We start from the raw sequence: 16,196 nt of genomic DNA, 5'->3' as shown, positions 1-16,196 counted from the left end.
CGCCATGTCGCTGATCCAGGAAACCGACTTCGGAACGCCCCGCTCGAAATCCGAGACGATGGTGACGCTCACCATCGACGGCAACAGCGTCACGGTGCCCGAGGGCACCTCGATCATGCGCGCGGCGATGGAAGCCGGCACGCAGATCCCAAAGCTGTGCGCCACCGACATGGTCGATGCGTTCGGCTCCTGCCGGCTGTGCCTGATCGAGATCGAGGGCCGCGCCGGCACGCCGGCGTCCTGCACCACGCCCGTTCTGCCCGGCCTCGTGGTTCACACTCAGACCGAGCGGCTGAAGAAGCTGCGCAAGGGCGTGATGGAGTTGTACATCTCCGACCACCCGTTGGATTGCCTGACCTGTGCCGCCAACGGCGATTGCGAATTGCAGGACATGGCCGGCGCGGTCGGCTTACGCGACGTGCGCTACGGCTATGAGGGCGACAACCACGTGTTCGCCAAGTCTCACGGCGAAGCCAATGCGGCGTGGATGCCGAAGGACGAGTCCAACCCCTATTTCACCTATGATCCCTCCAAATGCATCGTCTGCTCGCGCTGCGTCCGCGCCTGCGAGGAAGTGCAAGGCACGTTTGCGCTGACGATCTCGGGCCGCGGCTTCGACAGCCGGGTGTCGCCCGGCATGAGCGAGAGCTTTCTGGGATCGGAATGCGTCTCCTGCGGCGCCTGCGTGCAGGCCTGCCCGACCGCGACGCTGACGGAAAAATCGGTGATCGAGATCGGCCAGCCCGAACATTCTGTTGTGACGACTTGCGCTTACTGTGGCGTCGGATGCACCTTCAAGGCCGAGATGCGCGGCGAGGAAGTCGTGCGCATGGTGCCCTACAAGGACGGCAAGGCCAACCGCGGCCATTCCTGCGTCAAGGGCCGCTTTGCCTGGGGCTATACCACCCACAAGGAGCGTATCCTTAAACCGATGATCCGCGAGAAAATCGCCGATCCCTGGCGCGAAGTGTCGTGGGAAGAAGCGTTCAATTTCGCTGCCGCCAAATTCAAGGGCATCCAGGAAAAGTACGGCCGCGACGCCGTCGGCGGCATCACTTCGTCGCGCTGCACCAATGAAGAAACCTATCTGGTGCAAAAGCTGATCCGCGGCGGGTTCGGCAACAACAACGTCGATACCTGCGCCCGCGTCTGCCATTCGCCGACCGGCTACGGCCTGTCGACCACGTTCGGCACCTCGGCCGGCACCCAGGATTTCGACTCGGTCGAACACACCGACGTGGTGCTGATCATCGGCGCCAATCCGGCCGCCGCTCATCCGGTCTTTGCATCGCGTCTCAAGAAGCGGTTGCGGCAAGGTGCAAAGCTGATTGTGATCGATCCCAGGCGCACCGAGATGGTCGAGGCCCCGCATCTGACGGCGCTGCACCTGCCACTGATGCCCGGCACCAATGTCGCCGTGCTCACGGCGCTGGCGCATGTCATCGTTACCGAAGGCCTTGTCGATGAAGCCTTCGTGCGCGAGCGCTGCGACTGGAGCGAATTCGAGGAATGGGCCGCCTTCGCAGCCTTGCCGAACAACAGCCCCGAGGCCACCGCGATCATGACCGGCGTCGATCCGAAGGAGTTGCGCGAAGCAGCCCGGCTGTTCGCCACGGGCGGCAACGGCGCGATCTATTACGGGCTCGGCGTCACCGAGCACAGCCAGGGCTCGACCACCGTGATCGCGATCGCCAACCTCGCGATGGCAACCGGCAATATCGGCCGGCCCGGCGTCGGCGTGAACCCGCTGCGCGGCCAGAATAACGTTCAGGGCTCCTGCGACATGGGCTCGTTCCCGCACGAACTGCCCGGCTACCGCCATATCTCGGGCGACGCCGTGCGCGACCAGTTCGAGGCGATGTGGAACGTCAAGCTCAATCGGGAACCGGGCCTGCGCATTCCCAACATGTTCGACGCCGCGATCGAGGGCACCTTCATGGGGCTCTACGTGCAGGGCGAGGACATCCTGCAGTCCGATCCCAATACCAAGCATGTGGTGGCGGCGCTGTCTTCGATGGAATGCGTCATCGTCCACGATCTCTTCCTCAACGAGACCGCGAACTACGCCCACGTCTTCCTGCCCGGCTCGACCTTCCTGGAAAAGGACGGCACTTTTACCAACGCCGAGCGGCGCATCCAGCGCGTCCGCAAGGTGATGACCCCGCGCAACGGGCTCTCCGACTGGGAAGTCACCATCGGCCTCGCCAAGGCGATGGGCTTCGAGATGCGCTACGACCATCCGTCTCAAATCATGGACGAGATCGCGGCGCTGACGCCGACCTTTGCCGGCGTCTCGTATACAAAACTCGACGAACTCGGTTCGGTGCAATGGCCCTGCAATGAGAAGGCACCGCAGGGCACGCCGGTGATGCATATCGGCGGCTTCGTCCGCGGCAAGGGCAAGTTCGTGATCACTGAATATATCCCGACCGACGAGCGCACCGGCCCGCGTTATCCGTTGCTGCTGACCACCGGCCGCATCCTCAGCCAGTATAATGTCGGCGCCCAGACGCGGCGCACCGATAATATCATCTGGCACGAGGAAGACCGGCTCGAAATTCATCCGCACGATGCCGAGCAGCGCGGCGTGCGCGACGGCGACTGGGTAAGGCTCGCCAGCCGGGCCGGCGAAACCACCTTGCGTGCAGAGATCACCGATCGCGTCGCGCCCGGCGTGGTCTACACCACCTTCCACCATCCGGACACGCAGGCCAACGTGATCACGACCGAGTATTCCGACTGGGCGACCAACTGCCCGGAATACAAGGTCACGGCGGTGCAGATTTCGCCGTCGAACGGCCCGTCCGACTGGCAGAAGGCCTATGACGAGCAGGCCCGTCACTCGCGCCGGATCGCGCCGGTCGTGGAAGCCGCGGAATGACGATGCACGATCCCGTCCGCAAGGCCCGCCGCCAGGTCTGGCGCGACGGCTGCCGGAGTGAAGGCCCGCGCCTGATCCCGGAAGAAACCGCGCTGGCGCTGACCTACAACGGCGGCACCTACGCCGTGATGATGGGCACGCCGCAGAACTTAAGAGATTTCGCCGTCGGCTTCAGCCTCAGCGAAGGCATCGTGCAATCGCCTGACGAGATCGAGACCCTCGACATCGTCGAACTCGACGACGGCATTGAACTGCGAATGTGGCTGAAGCCTTCGAAGGCCGCACTCATCAACGAGCGGCGGCGGCATATCGCCGGCCCCACCGGCTGCGGCATCTGCGGCATCGACTCGATTGCCGAGGCCGTTCGCCCCGCAGCCATAGTGCCGGAGGGCCGCGGCTTCGCGCCCCATGAGATCATGGCGGCGATGGCTGCGATCGCGCCGCTGCAGCAAATCAACATCGAGACCCGCGCCGTCCACGCCGCGGCGTTCTGGACGCCGGCGCGCGGCATCATGTGCCTGCGCGAGGATGTCGGCCGCCACAATGCGCTGGACAAGCTCGTGGGTGCGCTGGCGCAGGCCAAGGTCGCCGCCGGCGAAGGCATGGTGCTGCTGACCAGCCGGGTCTCGGTCGAGATGGTGCAGAAGACCGCCGCACTCGGCGCGCCGCTGATGGTTGCGGTTTCGGCGCCGACGGCGCTCGCGGTGCGGATGGCGGAGGCGGCCGGCATCACGCTGGCCGCGATCGCGCGATCCGATGGTTTTGAAGTGTTCACGCATCCGGAGCGGATTGCGGCAGAAGTCATGGCCAAGGAGGCCGCTGATGTCGCCTGATCGACTGATCTACATGGCCAACCAGATCGGCAAATTCTTTCAGAGCCAAGGCCGCGACAAGGCCGTACCCGGCATTGCCGATCACATCAAAAAATTCTGGGATCCGCGGATGCGCAAGGCGATCTTCGCCCATGTCGACACCGGTGGCGCCGGCCTCGATCCCAATGTCCGCGACGCGATCCAATCGCTGAAGCAGGCGTAGCGCATCAAGCGGTTGTGATTGCTTTAGATCGAACGCGCCTGCTCCGTTAGCCTGAGAGGCTGTGAAGCTATTTCGGACCTCATCCTGAGGAGCGGCGTCTTCGCCGCGTCTCGAAGGATGGCCGCGCACACCGGAGCAACCATCCTTCGAGGCTCGCCGAATACGGCGAGCACCTCCAGCGACAACGGCGACGCCGTTGCGCAGGGATGACGGCGATAGCGCGAGTAGTTGGCGCGGCATCGCCGACTCGTGAAAGCCTACTGCCTCTCGAGCTTCGTGATGGTTTTGGCTCCGCCCGCTTCGGTGGCGGAGAATGTCACCCTGTCGCCGGCGTGCAAATTGTTCAGCATGCTTTCTTGCACCTTGAACTCCTCGGCGGAGCTGCCGGAATTCGCTCCGACCGTGCCGCTCTGGGTTTCTCGAATGGCGATGATGCCGCTGATCCGATCAATTTTGGTGACCGTTCCCGTCGACGCTTGCTGGGCCAGAGCCGCCGAACTGACGACGATGAGGGCCGCAAAACCGGCCAAAACGATCTTTGCCATGTTCATGGGATTCTCCCGGAATTCGAACCGTCGGCGATAAGCCGCCATGGCCGGATTTGTTCCCAGCGGCGTGACGATTGAGGTGCAACAGGCGGTTCCATCGTCACTCACGCATGCTCTGTGCCGTCTCGCTTCGGGAGGTTGCGTAAGGATGCGGTTCAGCGCTAGTTTTTGTTCCCGAACAAGGAGACTGTGATGCGCTTTGGTCTGTTGCTACTGGGATTGATTGCCGTTGCCGCTCCGGCGCATGCCGAGCAGCGCCTGGCCTATGTGACCATGGTCCTGCAGGCTTTCGCCGCCAAGGTGGAATGCCCCGGCACGGATGTCGCCTATCAGGATCTGGTTCAAAGGGCGCAGGAGATGCAACTGCCGGATGGAACCACCGAGCAGGTGCGCAAGGCCATCGCCTACATGCACACCGGCGGCAAAATGGGCGAACGCGGGGATGAAGAGCTGATGACGGAAGTCGCGATGGCGACGAGGTCGACGGACCTCGACCAGAAGCGGATCGGCATGGCGGCCTGGTGTGAGGCTCAGAAAACCAAGCTTGCCGGGTTTATCCGCACCAGGAACTAACCCGGTACCGCACCGCTCGCACGCAGGCGCAGGATCATTTTTTCAGCGCGCCAAACCCAAAGCGCAGCACGCTGCGTTTTGCGGAATGAGCATCGTCACGCCTTCCCATCCGCCAGCATCCTGGCGCGGATCTCGGATTTCAGCACCTTGCCGACTTTGGAGCGCGGAAGGTCATCCCAGACTTCGATCTGCTTGGGTGTTTTGACGCTTCCGATCCGCTCCTTCACGAAGCTCGATACCGCGGCGACATCGATTGTGCGCCCTGCTCTCGCCTGTACCACGGCGACAACGCGTTCACCCCACTTGTCGTCCGGCAAACCGATCACGGCGCAGTCCTGAATGGTTTCGTGGGCCTGAAGGGCGTTCTCAACTTCGACCGAATAGACATTGAAGCCGCCAGTAATGATCATGTCTTTGGCGCGATCGACGATGTACAGGAAATTGTCCGCGTCGAGATATCCGATATCCCCCGTATGGTGCCAGCCGTGCGCGGAAGCCTCCGCCGTGGCTTCGGCGTTCTTGTAGTACCCGTCCATCACCAGCGATCCGCGGACGACGATTTCGCCGCGCTCTCCGGCCGGCAGCAAATTGCCGTCGCTATCCATGATGCCGACCCGAACCAGCGGCCCGACACGGCCCGCCGACGACAGCCGTCCCGTCGCGATCGAACCGTCGGGATTGTAGTGGTCCGCAGGCGGCATCATCGAGATCATCATCGGTGCTTCGGTCTGCCCAAAAAGCTGCGCCATCGGGCCAATCTTTTCCAGTGCCTCGGTCAGGCGCGCTACCGAAATAGGGGCCGCGCCGTACCAGAAGCATTGCAGCGAGCTGAGATCGGCACTTTCGAGCTTCGGATGATCCAGCAGCATGTAGATGACAGTTGGCGGAAGGAACGTGTGCGTGACCCGGTAGCGTGCGATCAGGTCGAGGAATTCGCCGACGTCCGGGTGATGCATGATCACCACCCTGCCTCCGAGCGTCATGATGGGAAAGCACAGCACGCCGGCAGCATGCGTCAGCGGCGCGAGCGCCAGATAGATCGGCCGCCCCTTGAACGGATAACCCATCAGGGTCAACGCAGCCATCGTTTCGATGTTGCGTCCCGAGAGCATCACGCCTTTGGGTTTGCCGGTCGTTCCGCCGGTGCCGGGTATCATCGCAAGGTCATCAACGCAATCGCGCTGAAAGGGCTGGTCGTCGACGTCGGCAAGCCAGGTTTCGAACGACGGCGCGAAGGACATCTCGGTGTCGAGACATACAAGCTGACGCAATTTCGGCAGCTGCGGCCTTAGTTTGTCGACCATCGGCGCGAAGCCGCTGTGGAACAGCAACAGGCTGCAATCGAACGCGTCGAGGATGAACTGGTTTTCCGCCGCCTCGTTGCGTGGGTTGATCGGACACCAGACGGCCCCGGCGCGGGAAATACCGAACACGCAGGCAAAGGCGACCGGATCGTTGCCGGAAAGGATCGCGACTTTCTCCCCGGGAGCAACGCCGCAATTGTCCAATCCGCGTGCGATTCGGTAGCTAAGGCGCTGCACGTCACCATAGCTCAGGTCGTTTCCGTCCATGGTCAGGCATGGCGCATCGGCGCCAAGCGAGGCGCCCTTATCCAGATAATCGAGAAGTCGCACGGACCACCTCCGGAAAGAAGACGGGTGGCGCGGTGGTCCGCGCCACCCGGTTGCATCAATTATGAACCGTCAGAACCGGATTCATGACCAGTCCGAAGCTTCGCAACTGACCCAGCAGTTCGCGATGCCCGAACGCCTGACAGGCGGAGGCAAAGCCAACTTTCCTGGGAGCCGTCTGCAACAGCGAGAATGCGGCATAGGCCTGCAGCATTCCGGTCTGCTTGTAATTGCAGTTGCCATGAATCACGCAATGCGCGCGGCCGAGCGGACCGGATGCATAGACGGAGTCGATCGAGGTATTGATGCGCGGATTCTCGCGCGGCGGCATGCTTGCCTGCAGCGTTGCCGCGATGTCGGCCAGCGCCTTCTCCTGCTGGTCGGGCGGAAGCGGCCTGATTTTCTCTTTCACCATCTCCTGGGTTTGAACCACACCGAGCATGATGTCGCGCTGCATGACGCCACCGAGCACCTTGCAGTTGGAGACGCGCGGATCGTTCTTGAACCAGACCGGATGCGCAGTGCCGCCCCACGGCACGGCAATGGCGCCCTCATGCTGACCGGGAACATTGACCTCGAAATTGGCGGCCACATCCCATTCAACAAATTTGTTCTGGACCAGATAGTACCAGTTCGCCTTGAGAATGGTGAAGATCGTCTGCGTCGAGGCGTAGGTCGGGAACCCCTTCCACAGCACCAGGATATCGAGCGTATCGAGACCCGGCGTTTCGAGGCAAATGTTCGCCGCGATTTCTCCCGTCGTGTACATCTGCGCGACGTTGGGCGCCAGCAGCAATTCCTTTGCCGCGAATTTTGCTCCCCAGCGTTCCTGCGCCAGCATCACCCAATCCTGTTCGCCGGTCGTATCCGTGTAGTGACAGCCGGCCGCAAGACAGGCTTCGACGACTTCGGGGCCGAACTTGATAAACGGGCCGACCATATTGCTGACGACCTTCGCGCCCTTGAACAGCTCAGTCAGCGCTCCGACCGTTTGTTCAACCTCGGCAATCTCGTAGTCTGCCGTTTCGATGCCGGGAATTTTTTCGACGACGGCCTTCACTTTGGCGGCGTCGCGGCCGGCCGCAATGAAGGGAATGTTGTACTCACGCAGGTATTCGCAAACCAGACGCCCGGTGTAGCCGGAGACGCCATAGACGATGACAGGTTTCTTCTCGCTCATATTCATATCCTCCCGAATTTCTGTTTTTTTGCGTTTGGCGATTTACATGCCCATGCCGCCGTCGACCGGCAGGCCGGCACCGGTGATGAAGCGCGCCTCGTTGGAGCAAAGGAAAACTGCGGCGTCGGCCATATCGCCGACCTCGCCCAACCGGCCAAGCGGTGTCTGCTCGACGACCGAGGCGACGGCGGCGCCGACGTCCGGTGCTAATCCGGCGGCGACGATGTCGTTGGCCAATTGCATGCCCATGTCGGTGGGGACAAGCCCGGGATAGAGACAGTTGATCCGCACGCCATAACCGAGCTTGCCGGCTTCCATCGCGGCGACCCGCGTCATGCGGTCAACGGCCGATTTGGTGCCGGAGTATCCGGCAATGGCCGGAAATGCGATCGTAGCTGCGACCGAGGCAATGTTGACGATGGCCCCGCCGGCACCGGCACTTCCGCCAGGTCGCATCGCGCGAAACGCGTGCTTCATGCCGAGAGCGGTGCCAACGATGTTGACGTCGCACATCCGGCGCAGATCTTCAGCCTTGAGATCGACGACGAGCGAGGTGATCTCGATGCCGGCGTTGTTGATCAGGATATCGTAGCCGCCCAGCGTGGCGATGGTGGCAGCGACTGCCTTTTCCCATTGCGCGTCGTCGGTGACATTCAGTTCCACAAAGCCTGTCTTGGCGCCTGTTTTGGCAAGACGAACGGCGGTTTCCTTGCCGAGATTGCCGAGAATGTCGCCGATCATCACCGAAGCGCCGGCATTCGTAAGCGCCTCCGCGATCGCAGCGCCGATGCCTCGCGCGCCGCCAGTGACCAGAGCCTTGCGGCCAGCCAGATTCTTCGTACTCATCGTTGTCCCTCCCTTGTGATTTCTGTTGTGACGCGCCGAGGCACGCGCCAGCGCGTTCTCCCTATGCACGGCTTCTTCCGGCCGTGAATCCTGAAAACTTGACGATTGTCCAAGATTATCTTGACGATTGTCTAAAATCTTGACATTTGTCAAGCAATCCTTGACTGAGGATGATTTCGGAAGGCATTTCAGGGCATTATGGCCGCCGAAGTAACGCGGCGATTCGGAGTTTTGGACGTGCGCAAGCAATCTGCGGTGACGCAGCGGAAAATTGAAACGCCAAGCCGACCAAGCAAGCCTTCGGCTCGGATCGAGCGTTCGCGTGTCGATAAATTCAGCGCCCGACGCATCGAACTGGCCGAGGCGGCGTTGGAAACCCTGGCCGAGCTCGGCTATGCGCGAACCAGCCTGCGCGAGATCGCGCAGAAATCCGAGTTTACGCACGGGGTGCTGCACTATTACTTCAGCGACAAGGTCGACCTGATCTGCTGCTGTGTTCGTCACTACAAGTCGAAATGCGTCACGCGGTACGACCAGATCACGTCAGCGGCGCAAAGCCGCGACGAACTGATGAAGGGCTTTCTGGAGAAGCTCGGCGCCACGGTTCGCGACGAGGCCGGGATGCATCGCCTTTGGTACGATCTTCGTTCGCAATCCCTGTTTGAAGGGGCCTTTCGCGACGACGTCGCCGAGATCGACAAGAGCCTGGAAGACATGGTGTGGCGGATCGCGTCTCGCTTTGCCGCACTTGGCGGCCGACAGCCTGTCGTCTCCCGGGGCGCCCTCTATGCGCTGTTTGATGGCCTTTTCCAACGCTGCCTGTTTCGGCATCTCTCCGGCGATCGCACGGCCATCGCGGACCTGCAGGAAGAAGTGGGGCGCCTGCTCCCGACCATTGCATAACGGCCGCCGGCAGCGGTCACCCGCGGAGGCGACAGCATGGTCGGGAGGATTGCAGGATCGAGCACACAGCAGCCTGCTGGATGCCGGCGTCCTCGACGCTAGTTGAACCCGACCTTGATGAAGAACGCCAGAAGTGTGCCGCCTATGACGGCGCAAATGGCCGCGAGGATGAGCGGCGCCAGCGAGCCCTGCCGATTATCCGGCTCCAGCACGGCATTGCCCGGCCGCTCCGGATCGTAATAGACGGTGACGGGTTGTCCCGGCCGGTAATGGCCCGCGGCTTTTTCCGCGAGTTCGCGAAGGCCGTAGATCGCGGTCCCTCCCCAGTTCGCCGCGGTGCCGACGAAATCGCGCTTGCCGACCTGATACGCGTAGCGCAGGTCGACCTGATAGCGATGGATTTTGCGAATGAACGACTTGTCGTCATTGCTCTTGTCCTCGATCGCCTCCTCGATCACGCCCGAGGTGGTAATGCTGCCGGCCACGGTCGGCCACCGCAGGCTGGCGCTGGCGACCTGCCGCCCGCGGACGAATGCGACGACGCCGAAGACAGCGCCGAGCAGTGCTAGGATCGGCAACGGGAAAACGAACAGCGGAACACCGTTGCCGGAATAAAGCACATGGCCTGCGATCGAATGCGCGGTCAGAATCGCCGCAATAAAGCCGAACACGATCGTGAAGGCGGTCAGGGCCGAGACATTCCGCAGCTCGGCGGGCTCCAGCAGCGTTTGCTTGGGGTTGTTCGGGTCGACATAAACATCGACGTGGGCGCCGACCGGATATCTCCCGACCAGTTTGCCGGCGAGCACGCGGGTCATCAGCGGCTGGCCGCCGATCGCGACCTGGTCACTCTCCAGTTCCTGACCGCCGGCGCGATAGCGATAGCGGATGATGGGAGTGGCGTCGTTCAGATCGTCCGAGACATGCTCGGGCGGTTGATCCACCTCGGAGACGGTGATGACGCCCTCGATTTTGTCCCAGCTGCGGGCCGCCTGCATTTGGCCTCGCATGCGAAACAGATTGAACAGCATCGCGCCAAAAATCAGCAGGCAAACGCCGGCGGCAATTTGCGTCCAAAGCAATTGATGGGCATCCAGCATCTGGTTTCCTTATTTGAATTGCAAAAATCGCAACGAAGATGGTCGTCACGGCTGAAATCACGTGCCGGCCGGCAGACGGCCGGACCTCAATTTGTCGCGTAGAGAAAACACCCGATTGCCCCCCGATGCAGCGCGAGCGCGCCACGTGCTGGCCGCCGGCGCGCTCGACCAGGCGTTACCTGATCGCACACAGCCTTGGTCGCGCCCTGCGCCATTTAAGTTCACAGGCGTCGTGCCGGGCCGCAACATGAGGGGTCGGGAGCGACGCTGCGGGCGGTGGTCCTGGCGCGCCGCAAACGTCCGGTGATGGAAGTCCGGCGCCCTAGCCGCCAACCAACGCCCCGAACACCCGCCGCACCTCGGCCTGGGTTTCGCGCACGCGGGCTTCCAGCGTTGAAAAGTCCGGCGTGTCGCCGGCCCGCGCCATCACCCGCAACAAATCTTCGCCCGCGGTTTCCGGCTTGAATTTTTCAGTGACGCACAGCCTTAGGATCTGCGTGAGATCGTGGTAGAGCCGCGCGGCCGAGCGCAGGATTTCGGTTTCCGGCTGCGCCAGCACGCCGAGCCTGGCGGCATTGTCGAGCACCTGCAGGGTCGAGACGTTGAGAATTTCCGGCTTCTCGGCGGCGTGCACGAGCTGGAGATATTGCGCGATGAAATCGATATCGACGAGGCCGCCGGCGGCCAATTTCAAATCCCAGACGTCGTCTTCGCCCTTCTCCAGCGCGATGGCGCGGCGCATGTCGGCGACGTCGGCCGCCGTGCCGGCCGGATCGCGCGGGCGCGTCAGCGCGGCGCGGATGATGGCTTCGATCCTGCCGCGAAGCTGCGGCGAGGCCGAAATCACCCGCGCCCGCGTCAGCGCCATGTGCTCCCAGGTCCAGGCTTCGCGCTCCTGGTAATCGGCAAAAGCGTCGACCCGCGACGCCACCGGTCCGGCGCGGCCGGAAGGACGCAGCCGCATGTCCACGTCATAGAGCACGCCGTAATTGGTCCGCGTCGTGAACGCCGAGATCAGCCGCTGGGTAAGACGCGCAAAATACTGCGCGCCGTGCAGCGATCGCTCGCCGTCGGAATCCGGCTGCTCGTGGTCGAAATCATAGAGCAGGATCAGGTCGAGGTCGGAGGACGCCGTCATCTCGCGGCCGCCGAGCCGGCCCATGGCGAGGATCGCGGTCTCCTGCCCCTTGATCCGGCCGTATTGCGCGGCGAACTGATCGGTGACCAGCCCATGCACAGTATGGACGATGCCCTCGGCGACGTCGGCGAAGGCGACATTGGCCTGCTGGGCGGAAACCGTGCCGGAGAGAATCCGCGTGCCGATCAAAAACAGGCTCTCCTGGCCGAACAGGCGCAGCCGGTCGAGAAAGTCCTCGTAGGAATGGGCGTCCTTCAGCGTCGCCGCCAACCGCGCCGATAATTCCTTCTGATCCGGCATCGCGCCGAAGAAGCGCGGGTCGATCAACCCGTCCATGATCTGCGGTTGGCGCGCCAGCATGTCGCCGAGTCGGGGTGCTGCGCCGAGGATCAGCGCCACCAGCGCGACCAGATCGCGGTTCTGGCTCAACAGCGAGATCAGCCGTCCGCCGCGTTGCAAGGCCCCCAGAAAACGATCGAACGCCGTCACCGCATCGTCGGGGTCTTCGGCATGCGCCAGCCCGTTGATCAGGCCGGGAATAAACTCGACGAAGGCGCTCCTCGTGGCATCGGCGCGCAGTGCGCGATAATCGCCCTGCATCCATTGCTGCACGGTCTTTGCCACCATGAGCGGCTTCTTGAAGCCGAGCGTGGCGAGATGGTCGAGCAGACGCGGATCGTCCGGGCCGGTGCCGTAGTCGACATCAGGCAGTTTTTCGGTGCCGGTAGGGTCGCCTTCGAACAGCTTGCTGTAATGCCCCTGCACGGTGTTGAGATGGCCGAGCAGGTCCCTGGCAAAGGCGGCGCGGCTGTCATAGCCGAAGAAATGCGCGAAGCGTTCCACCGCCTCGGCATCCTCGGGCAGCGCATGGGTCTGCTCGTCGGCGATCATCTGCAGCCGGTGCTCGACCCGGCGCAGGAATTCGTAGGCTGCGGCCAGTTCGTCGTGCGCCTGGAAGGTGATCCAGTTGCTCGTCGCCAGCACGTTCAACGCCGCCAGCGTCGGCCGCACCCGCAACTGCGGATGACGGCCGCCGGCGATCAATTGCTGGGTTTGAGCAAAGAACTCGATTTCGCGGATGCCGCCGCGTCCGACCTTGACGTTATGGCCCTCGACCGCGATCTCGCTCTGGCCGCGATAGGTCTGCATCTGCCGCTTCATGTCGTGGACGTCGGCGAGCGCCGCGAAATCCAGATGCTTGCGCCAGACGAAGGGCGCCAGCTCCGAAACCAGCGCCTCGCCGGCTTTGGGATCGCCGGCGCAGGGCCGCGCCTTGATCATCGCCGCGCGCTCCCAGGTGCGCCCTTCCCGCTCGTAATAATGCAGCGCCGACAAGGTCGAGATCGCGACCTGGGTCGAAGCCGGATCCGGCCGCAGGCGCAGATCGACGCGGAACACATAGCCGTCGCCCGAGCGCTGCTGCAGCAGCCGCGACAGCGCCTGCGTCACGCGCACGAAAAACGGCTGCGGCTCGATATCCGGAACCAGCGACGTCGCGGCCGGATCGAAGAACACGATCAGGTCGATATCGCTGGAATAATTCAGCTCGCCGGCGCCCATCTTGCCCATCGCCAGCACGATCAGGCCGCTGTCCTGCTCGGGCCGGTCGGGGTCGGCCGGAATCATCCGGCCGCGCGCAACCTCCTGCCGCAGCAGAAACCGCAAGGCCGCCTGCACCGAGGCCGTCGCAAGATCGGTCAGCGCCGCCGTCACCCGCATCACCGGCCAGACCCCGCCGATATCGCACAGCGCAATCAGGAGCGCGGCTTCCGCCTTCATGCGACGGAGCAGGTGCATCACGTCGGTCTCGCCGGCGGCGGCGAACACCTCGTTTGATGTCTTCTCGATCAGCGTAGCGAGGTGTTGTTCCGGGTCGCACGCCAGCAACCGGATCAGCCGCGCGGCGTCGGCCCGGATCAGATCGAACAGATAGGGCGAGAATTCCGCGATCCCGAGCAAAATGGTTTTGGCGAACGGATGATCCAGCAGTCCGCGGAGCGCAGCCGATTGCGCCGGCTCCAGATCGGAGAGCCAGTCGTTCAAGAGCTGTTCGGCTTGATTGGAAGCGGAGACATGCGGCCCGTCCGCGAATCGCGCGACCAGTCGATGTCGTTCCGCGTTGCCCGGCGCGGATGAATTCATGCCACCTTCTGTGGCACATCCTGCGTTTGAGCCGCAAGCCTGTCACTGGCCGCGGGGAGTGCGGGGATCGCCAGCGTCGCGATCAGCCCCGGATAGGAATCACCGAGCCTGAGCTCGCCGCCATGCAGCGTCGCCACCGCCGACGCCAGGCTGAGACCAAGTCCGGAACCCGGCAGGGTGCGGCTGGCCTCGAGCCGGACGAATCGTTCCACCGCGTGTTTGCGATCGCCTTCGGGAATGCCGGGACCATGATCCCTGACGCTGAGCAGTATCTGGTCGCCCTCGCGCCGCGCCTCGATCAGGATCTCCTTGGTGCCCGCCACGGCATCGGCGCCCAGCGGCTGCGCCGATGGGGCCGGCTTACCGTATTTGATCGCGTTCTCGACCAGATTGGCCAGCGCCTGGCTGATCAGCTCGCGGTTACCGTGAAGCCGCGCCGGGGCGGATTTGACGTGCAGGATCATCCCGTCGTCTTCCGCCAGCGGCTCATAGAGTTCGTGGATGCCGTTGGCGACGTCGGCGGCGTCGAAATCGTCCATATTGCCGCGCGCCTGCCCGGACTCGGCGCGCGCGATCATCAACAGCGCATTAAAGGTGCGGATCAGGCCGTCGGATTCCTCGATGGTCCGTTCCAGCGCCGCGCGGTATTCGCCCTCGCTGCCGGAACTCGCCAGCGCCTCCTCGGCGCGGTTGCGCAGGCGCGTCAGCGGCGTCTTCAGGTCGTGGGCGATGTTGTCGGAGACTTCCTTCAACCCCATCATCAGGGCCTCGATCCGCTCCAGCATGGCATTAAGGTTTTCGGCCAGCCGATCGAGTTCGTCGCCGCTGCGCCCGACCGGCAGCCGGCCCGAGAGGTCGCCGGCCATGATGCGCCGGGTGGTGCCGGTCATGGCGTCAATCCGGCGCAGCACCCGTCGCGCCACAAAGATGCCGCCGCCGATACCGAGCACCACGACGACCAGTATCGACCATTGCGCGGCGTGGGCGACGATCCCGAACAGCCGCCGGCGCTCCTCCAGATCGCGGCCGATCAACAACCGGAAGCCATTGGTCATTTCGGTAACGCGCACCAGCGCCCGATGATCGGTATTGTCCTGATCCTCCATCCGCCGGTAGGCGGTCTCCGACCAGCCCGATGTCGCCATCACGCCCGGCGCCAGCGAGCCGACATTGCCGGCAAGCGCCTGTCCGGTCGGCGTGGTGACGAGATAGAGATTGGCGCCTGGCCGCAGCGACCGGTTGCCGATCGACAAGATAAGGCCGCGCAGCCCGCGCCGCGCATAGATATCGCTGATCTCGCTGACTTCGACGTTTACCGTGGTGGTGATCTGCTCGGTGATCAGCCGGCGCGTATTCCAGGCGAAATAGCCGAGCAGCGAAGCGGCAAACAGCGCAAACAGAAACAGATAGACCAGCGTCAGTCGAAACGCCGTGGTCCGGATCAGTTTACCGAATGCCGTCACGGATCATGTATCCGGCGCCGCGGATCGTATGCAGCAAGGGTCGTTCAAAACCCTTGTCGATCTTGGAGCGCAGCCTCGAGATATGCACGTCGATGACGTTGGTCTGCGGATCGAAATGATAATCCCAGACGTTTTCCAACAGCATGGTGCGGGTCACCACCTGCCCTGCGTGCTTCATGAGATATTCGAGCAGCCGGAACTCGCGCGGCTGCAGGGTCAGCTCGTCCTTGCCGCGGGCGACGCGGTGGGAGAGCCGGTCCAGTTCGAGATCGCCGACCTTGTAGGTGGTTTCTTCCGCCGGGCCGCCATGACGGCGCGACAGCACTTCGACGCGCGCCAGCAACTCGGCGAACGAATAGGGCTTTGGCAGATAATCGTCACCGCCGGCGCGCAGGCCCTTGATGCGGTCGTCGACCTGCCCGAGCGCCGACAGAATCAGCACCGGGGTCCGGTTGCCCTTTTCGCGCAGGGAACCGATCAGCGACAGGCCGTCGCGCTTCGGCAGCATGCGGTCGACCACCAGCACGTCGTAATCGCCGCTGTCGGCGAGCGACAGGCCTTCCTCGCCATCGCTGGCGAGATCGGCGACATAACCGACTTCACGGAACGCCTTGACCAGATAGTCGGCGGACTCGCGGTCGTCTTCGATGATCAAGAGGCGCATCTGGGGGGCGGTTGCGGTCAAGTGATTGGCTTTCTCTCACCATGGCGCGGGCCGCATGCCGATGCAAGGCGACCCGGAACCCTATCGATTAT

The 16,196-nt window shown here is 63.2% G+C and carries 13 protein-coding genes; 5 read left to right on the top strand and 8 right to left on the bottom strand.

Annotation, left to right across the window (positions count from 1 at the left end):
* The first annotated feature begins 4 nt into the window (after positions 1–4).
* From fdhF to NL528_RS17115, 3 genes are read left to right on the top strand one after another with little or no spacing between them, the layout of a single operon-like run.
* Positions 5–2,881, top strand: a complete 2,877-nt coding sequence (gene fdhF, locus NL528_RS17125) for a formate dehydrogenase subunit alpha (protein ID WP_309183857.1) — start codon at positions 5–7, stop codon at positions 2,879–2,881.
* Between the two features lie 2 nt (positions 2,882–2,883).
* On the top strand, positions 2,884–3,714 hold the full coding sequence (gene fdhD, locus NL528_RS17120) for a formate dehydrogenase accessory sulfurtransferase FdhD (RefSeq protein WP_309184935.1): 831 nt from the start codon (positions 2,884–2,886) through the stop codon (positions 3,712–3,714).
* The gene (locus NL528_RS17115; protein ID WP_309183856.1) at positions 3,704–3,916 is read left to right on the top strand and encodes a formate dehydrogenase subunit delta; all 213 of its coding nucleotides are present in this window, start codon (positions 3,704–3,706) and stop codon (positions 3,914–3,916) included. The genes fdhD and NL528_RS17115 overlap by 11 nt, the downstream gene beginning before the upstream one ends.
* A 257-nt stretch (positions 3,917–4,173) precedes the next feature.
* On the opposite strand, the gene NL528_RS17110 is transcribed toward NL528_RS17115, so the two are convergent.
* Positions 4,174–4,467 (bottom strand): copper-binding protein, encoded by a 294-nt coding sequence (locus tag NL528_RS17110; protein WP_309183855.1) that lies wholly within the window; start codon positions 4,465–4,467, stop codon positions 4,174–4,176.
* A 189-nt stretch (positions 4,468–4,656) separates the two neighbouring features.
* Here NL528_RS17110 and NL528_RS17105 point away from each other — a divergent pair, with 189 nt between their 5' ends.
* Complete coding sequence (locus NL528_RS17105; protein ID WP_309183854.1) at positions 4,657–5,037, top strand: hypothetical protein; 381 nt, start codon at positions 4,657–4,659, stop codon at positions 5,035–5,037.
* A 95-nt stretch (positions 5,038–5,132) separates the two neighbouring features.
* On the opposite strand, the gene NL528_RS17100 is transcribed toward NL528_RS17105, so the two are convergent.
* The 3 genes from NL528_RS17100 to NL528_RS17090 are packed head-to-tail and all read right to left on the bottom strand — an operon-like array spanning position 5,133 to position 8,694.
* A complete protein-coding gene (locus NL528_RS17100; RefSeq protein WP_309183853.1) occupies positions 5,133–6,671 on the bottom strand; it encodes an AMP-binding protein in 1,539 nt (512 codons plus the stop codon).
* Between the two features lie 55 nt (positions 6,672–6,726).
* Entirely contained in the window at positions 6,727–7,848 is a 1,122-nt protein-coding gene (locus tag NL528_RS17095) for a DUF5938 domain-containing protein (RefSeq protein ID WP_309183852.1), read from the bottom strand.
* Between the two features lie 42 nt (positions 7,849–7,890).
* Positions 7,891–8,694 (bottom strand): SDR family oxidoreductase, encoded by an 804-nt coding sequence (locus tag NL528_RS17090; protein ID WP_309183851.1) that lies wholly within the window; start codon positions 8,692–8,694, stop codon positions 7,891–7,893.
* A gap of 237 nt (positions 8,695–8,931) precedes the next feature.
* Between NL528_RS17090 and NL528_RS17085 the strand changes: the two genes are divergently transcribed.
* Positions 8,932–9,597 (top strand): TetR/AcrR family transcriptional regulator, encoded by a 666-nt coding sequence (locus NL528_RS17085; RefSeq protein WP_309184934.1) that lies wholly within the window; start codon positions 8,932–8,934, stop codon positions 9,595–9,597.
* Between the two features lie 98 nt (positions 9,598–9,695).
* Here the strand turns inward: NL528_RS17085 and NL528_RS17080 are convergent, their stop codons facing one another.
* From NL528_RS17080 to NL528_RS17065, 4 genes are all read right to left on the bottom strand, one after another.
* Positions 9,696–10,697: a DUF3592 domain-containing protein gene (locus NL528_RS17080; protein WP_309183850.1), complete on the bottom strand. Its 1,002-nt coding sequence runs from the start codon at positions 10,695–10,697 to the stop codon at positions 9,696–9,698.
* Positions 10,698–11,019: 322 nt separating this feature from the next.
* Complete coding sequence (locus tag NL528_RS17075; RefSeq protein WP_309183849.1) at positions 11,020–13,977, bottom strand: bifunctional [glutamine synthetase] adenylyltransferase/[glutamine synthetase]-adenylyl-L-tyrosine phosphorylase; 2,958 nt, start codon at positions 13,975–13,977, stop codon at positions 11,020–11,022.
* On the bottom strand, positions 13,974–15,440 hold the full coding sequence (locus tag NL528_RS17070; protein ID WP_309183848.1) for an ATP-binding protein: 1,467 nt from the start codon (positions 15,438–15,440) through the stop codon (positions 13,974–13,976). The genes NL528_RS17075 and NL528_RS17070 overlap by 4 nt, the downstream gene beginning before the upstream one ends.
* Positions 15,424–16,104 carry a response regulator transcription factor gene (locus NL528_RS17065; protein ID WP_074280906.1) on the bottom strand — a complete coding sequence of 227 codons (681 nt, stop codon included), beginning with the start codon at positions 16,102–16,104 and terminating at the stop codon, positions 15,424–15,426. The genes NL528_RS17070 and NL528_RS17065 overlap by 17 nt, the downstream gene beginning before the upstream one ends.
* Positions 16,105–16,196: the final 92 nt, after the last annotated feature.

It is taken from the genome of Bradyrhizobium sp. Ash2021, assembly GCF_031202265.1.
Lineage (GTDB): Bacteria > Pseudomonadota > Alphaproteobacteria > Rhizobiales > Xanthobacteraceae > Bradyrhizobium.
This window is presented reverse-complemented; position numbering and strand designations above follow the sequence as displayed.

Coding starts and splice junctions, on each gene's coding strand:
- NL528_RS17105 (WP_309183854.1), top strand. CDS start 4,657: ATGCGCTTTGGTCTGTTGCTACTGGGATTGATTGCCGTTGCCGCTCCG.
- fdhF (WP_309183857.1), top strand. CDS start 5: ATGTCGCTGATCCAGGAAACCGACTTCGGAACGCCCCGCTCGAAATCC.
- NL528_RS17065 (WP_074280906.1), bottom strand. CDS start 16,104: ATGCGCCTCTTGATCATCGAAGACGACCGCGAGTCCGCCGACTATCTG.
- NL528_RS17090 (WP_309183851.1), bottom strand. CDS start 8,694: ATGAGTACGAAGAATCTGGCTGGCCGCAAGGCTCTGGTCACTGGCGGC.
- NL528_RS17080 (WP_309183850.1), bottom strand. CDS start 10,697: ATGCTGGATGCCCATCAATTGCTTTGGACGCAAATTGCCGCCGGCGTT.
- NL528_RS17115 (WP_309183856.1), top strand. CDS start 3,704: ATGTCGCCTGATCGACTGATCTACATGGCCAACCAGATCGGCAAATTC.
- NL528_RS17095 (WP_309183852.1), bottom strand. CDS start 7,848: ATGAGCGAGAAGAAACCTGTCATCGTCTATGGCGTCTCCGGCTACACC.
- fdhD (WP_309184935.1), top strand. CDS start 2,884: ATGCACGATCCCGTCCGCAAGGCCCGCCGCCAGGTCTGGCGCGACGGC.
- NL528_RS17110 (WP_309183855.1), bottom strand. CDS start 4,467: ATGAACATGGCAAAGATCGTTTTGGCCGGTTTTGCGGCCCTCATCGTC.
- NL528_RS17075 (WP_309183849.1), bottom strand. CDS start 13,977: ATGAATTCATCCGCGCCGGGCAACGCGGAACGACATCGACTGGTCGCG.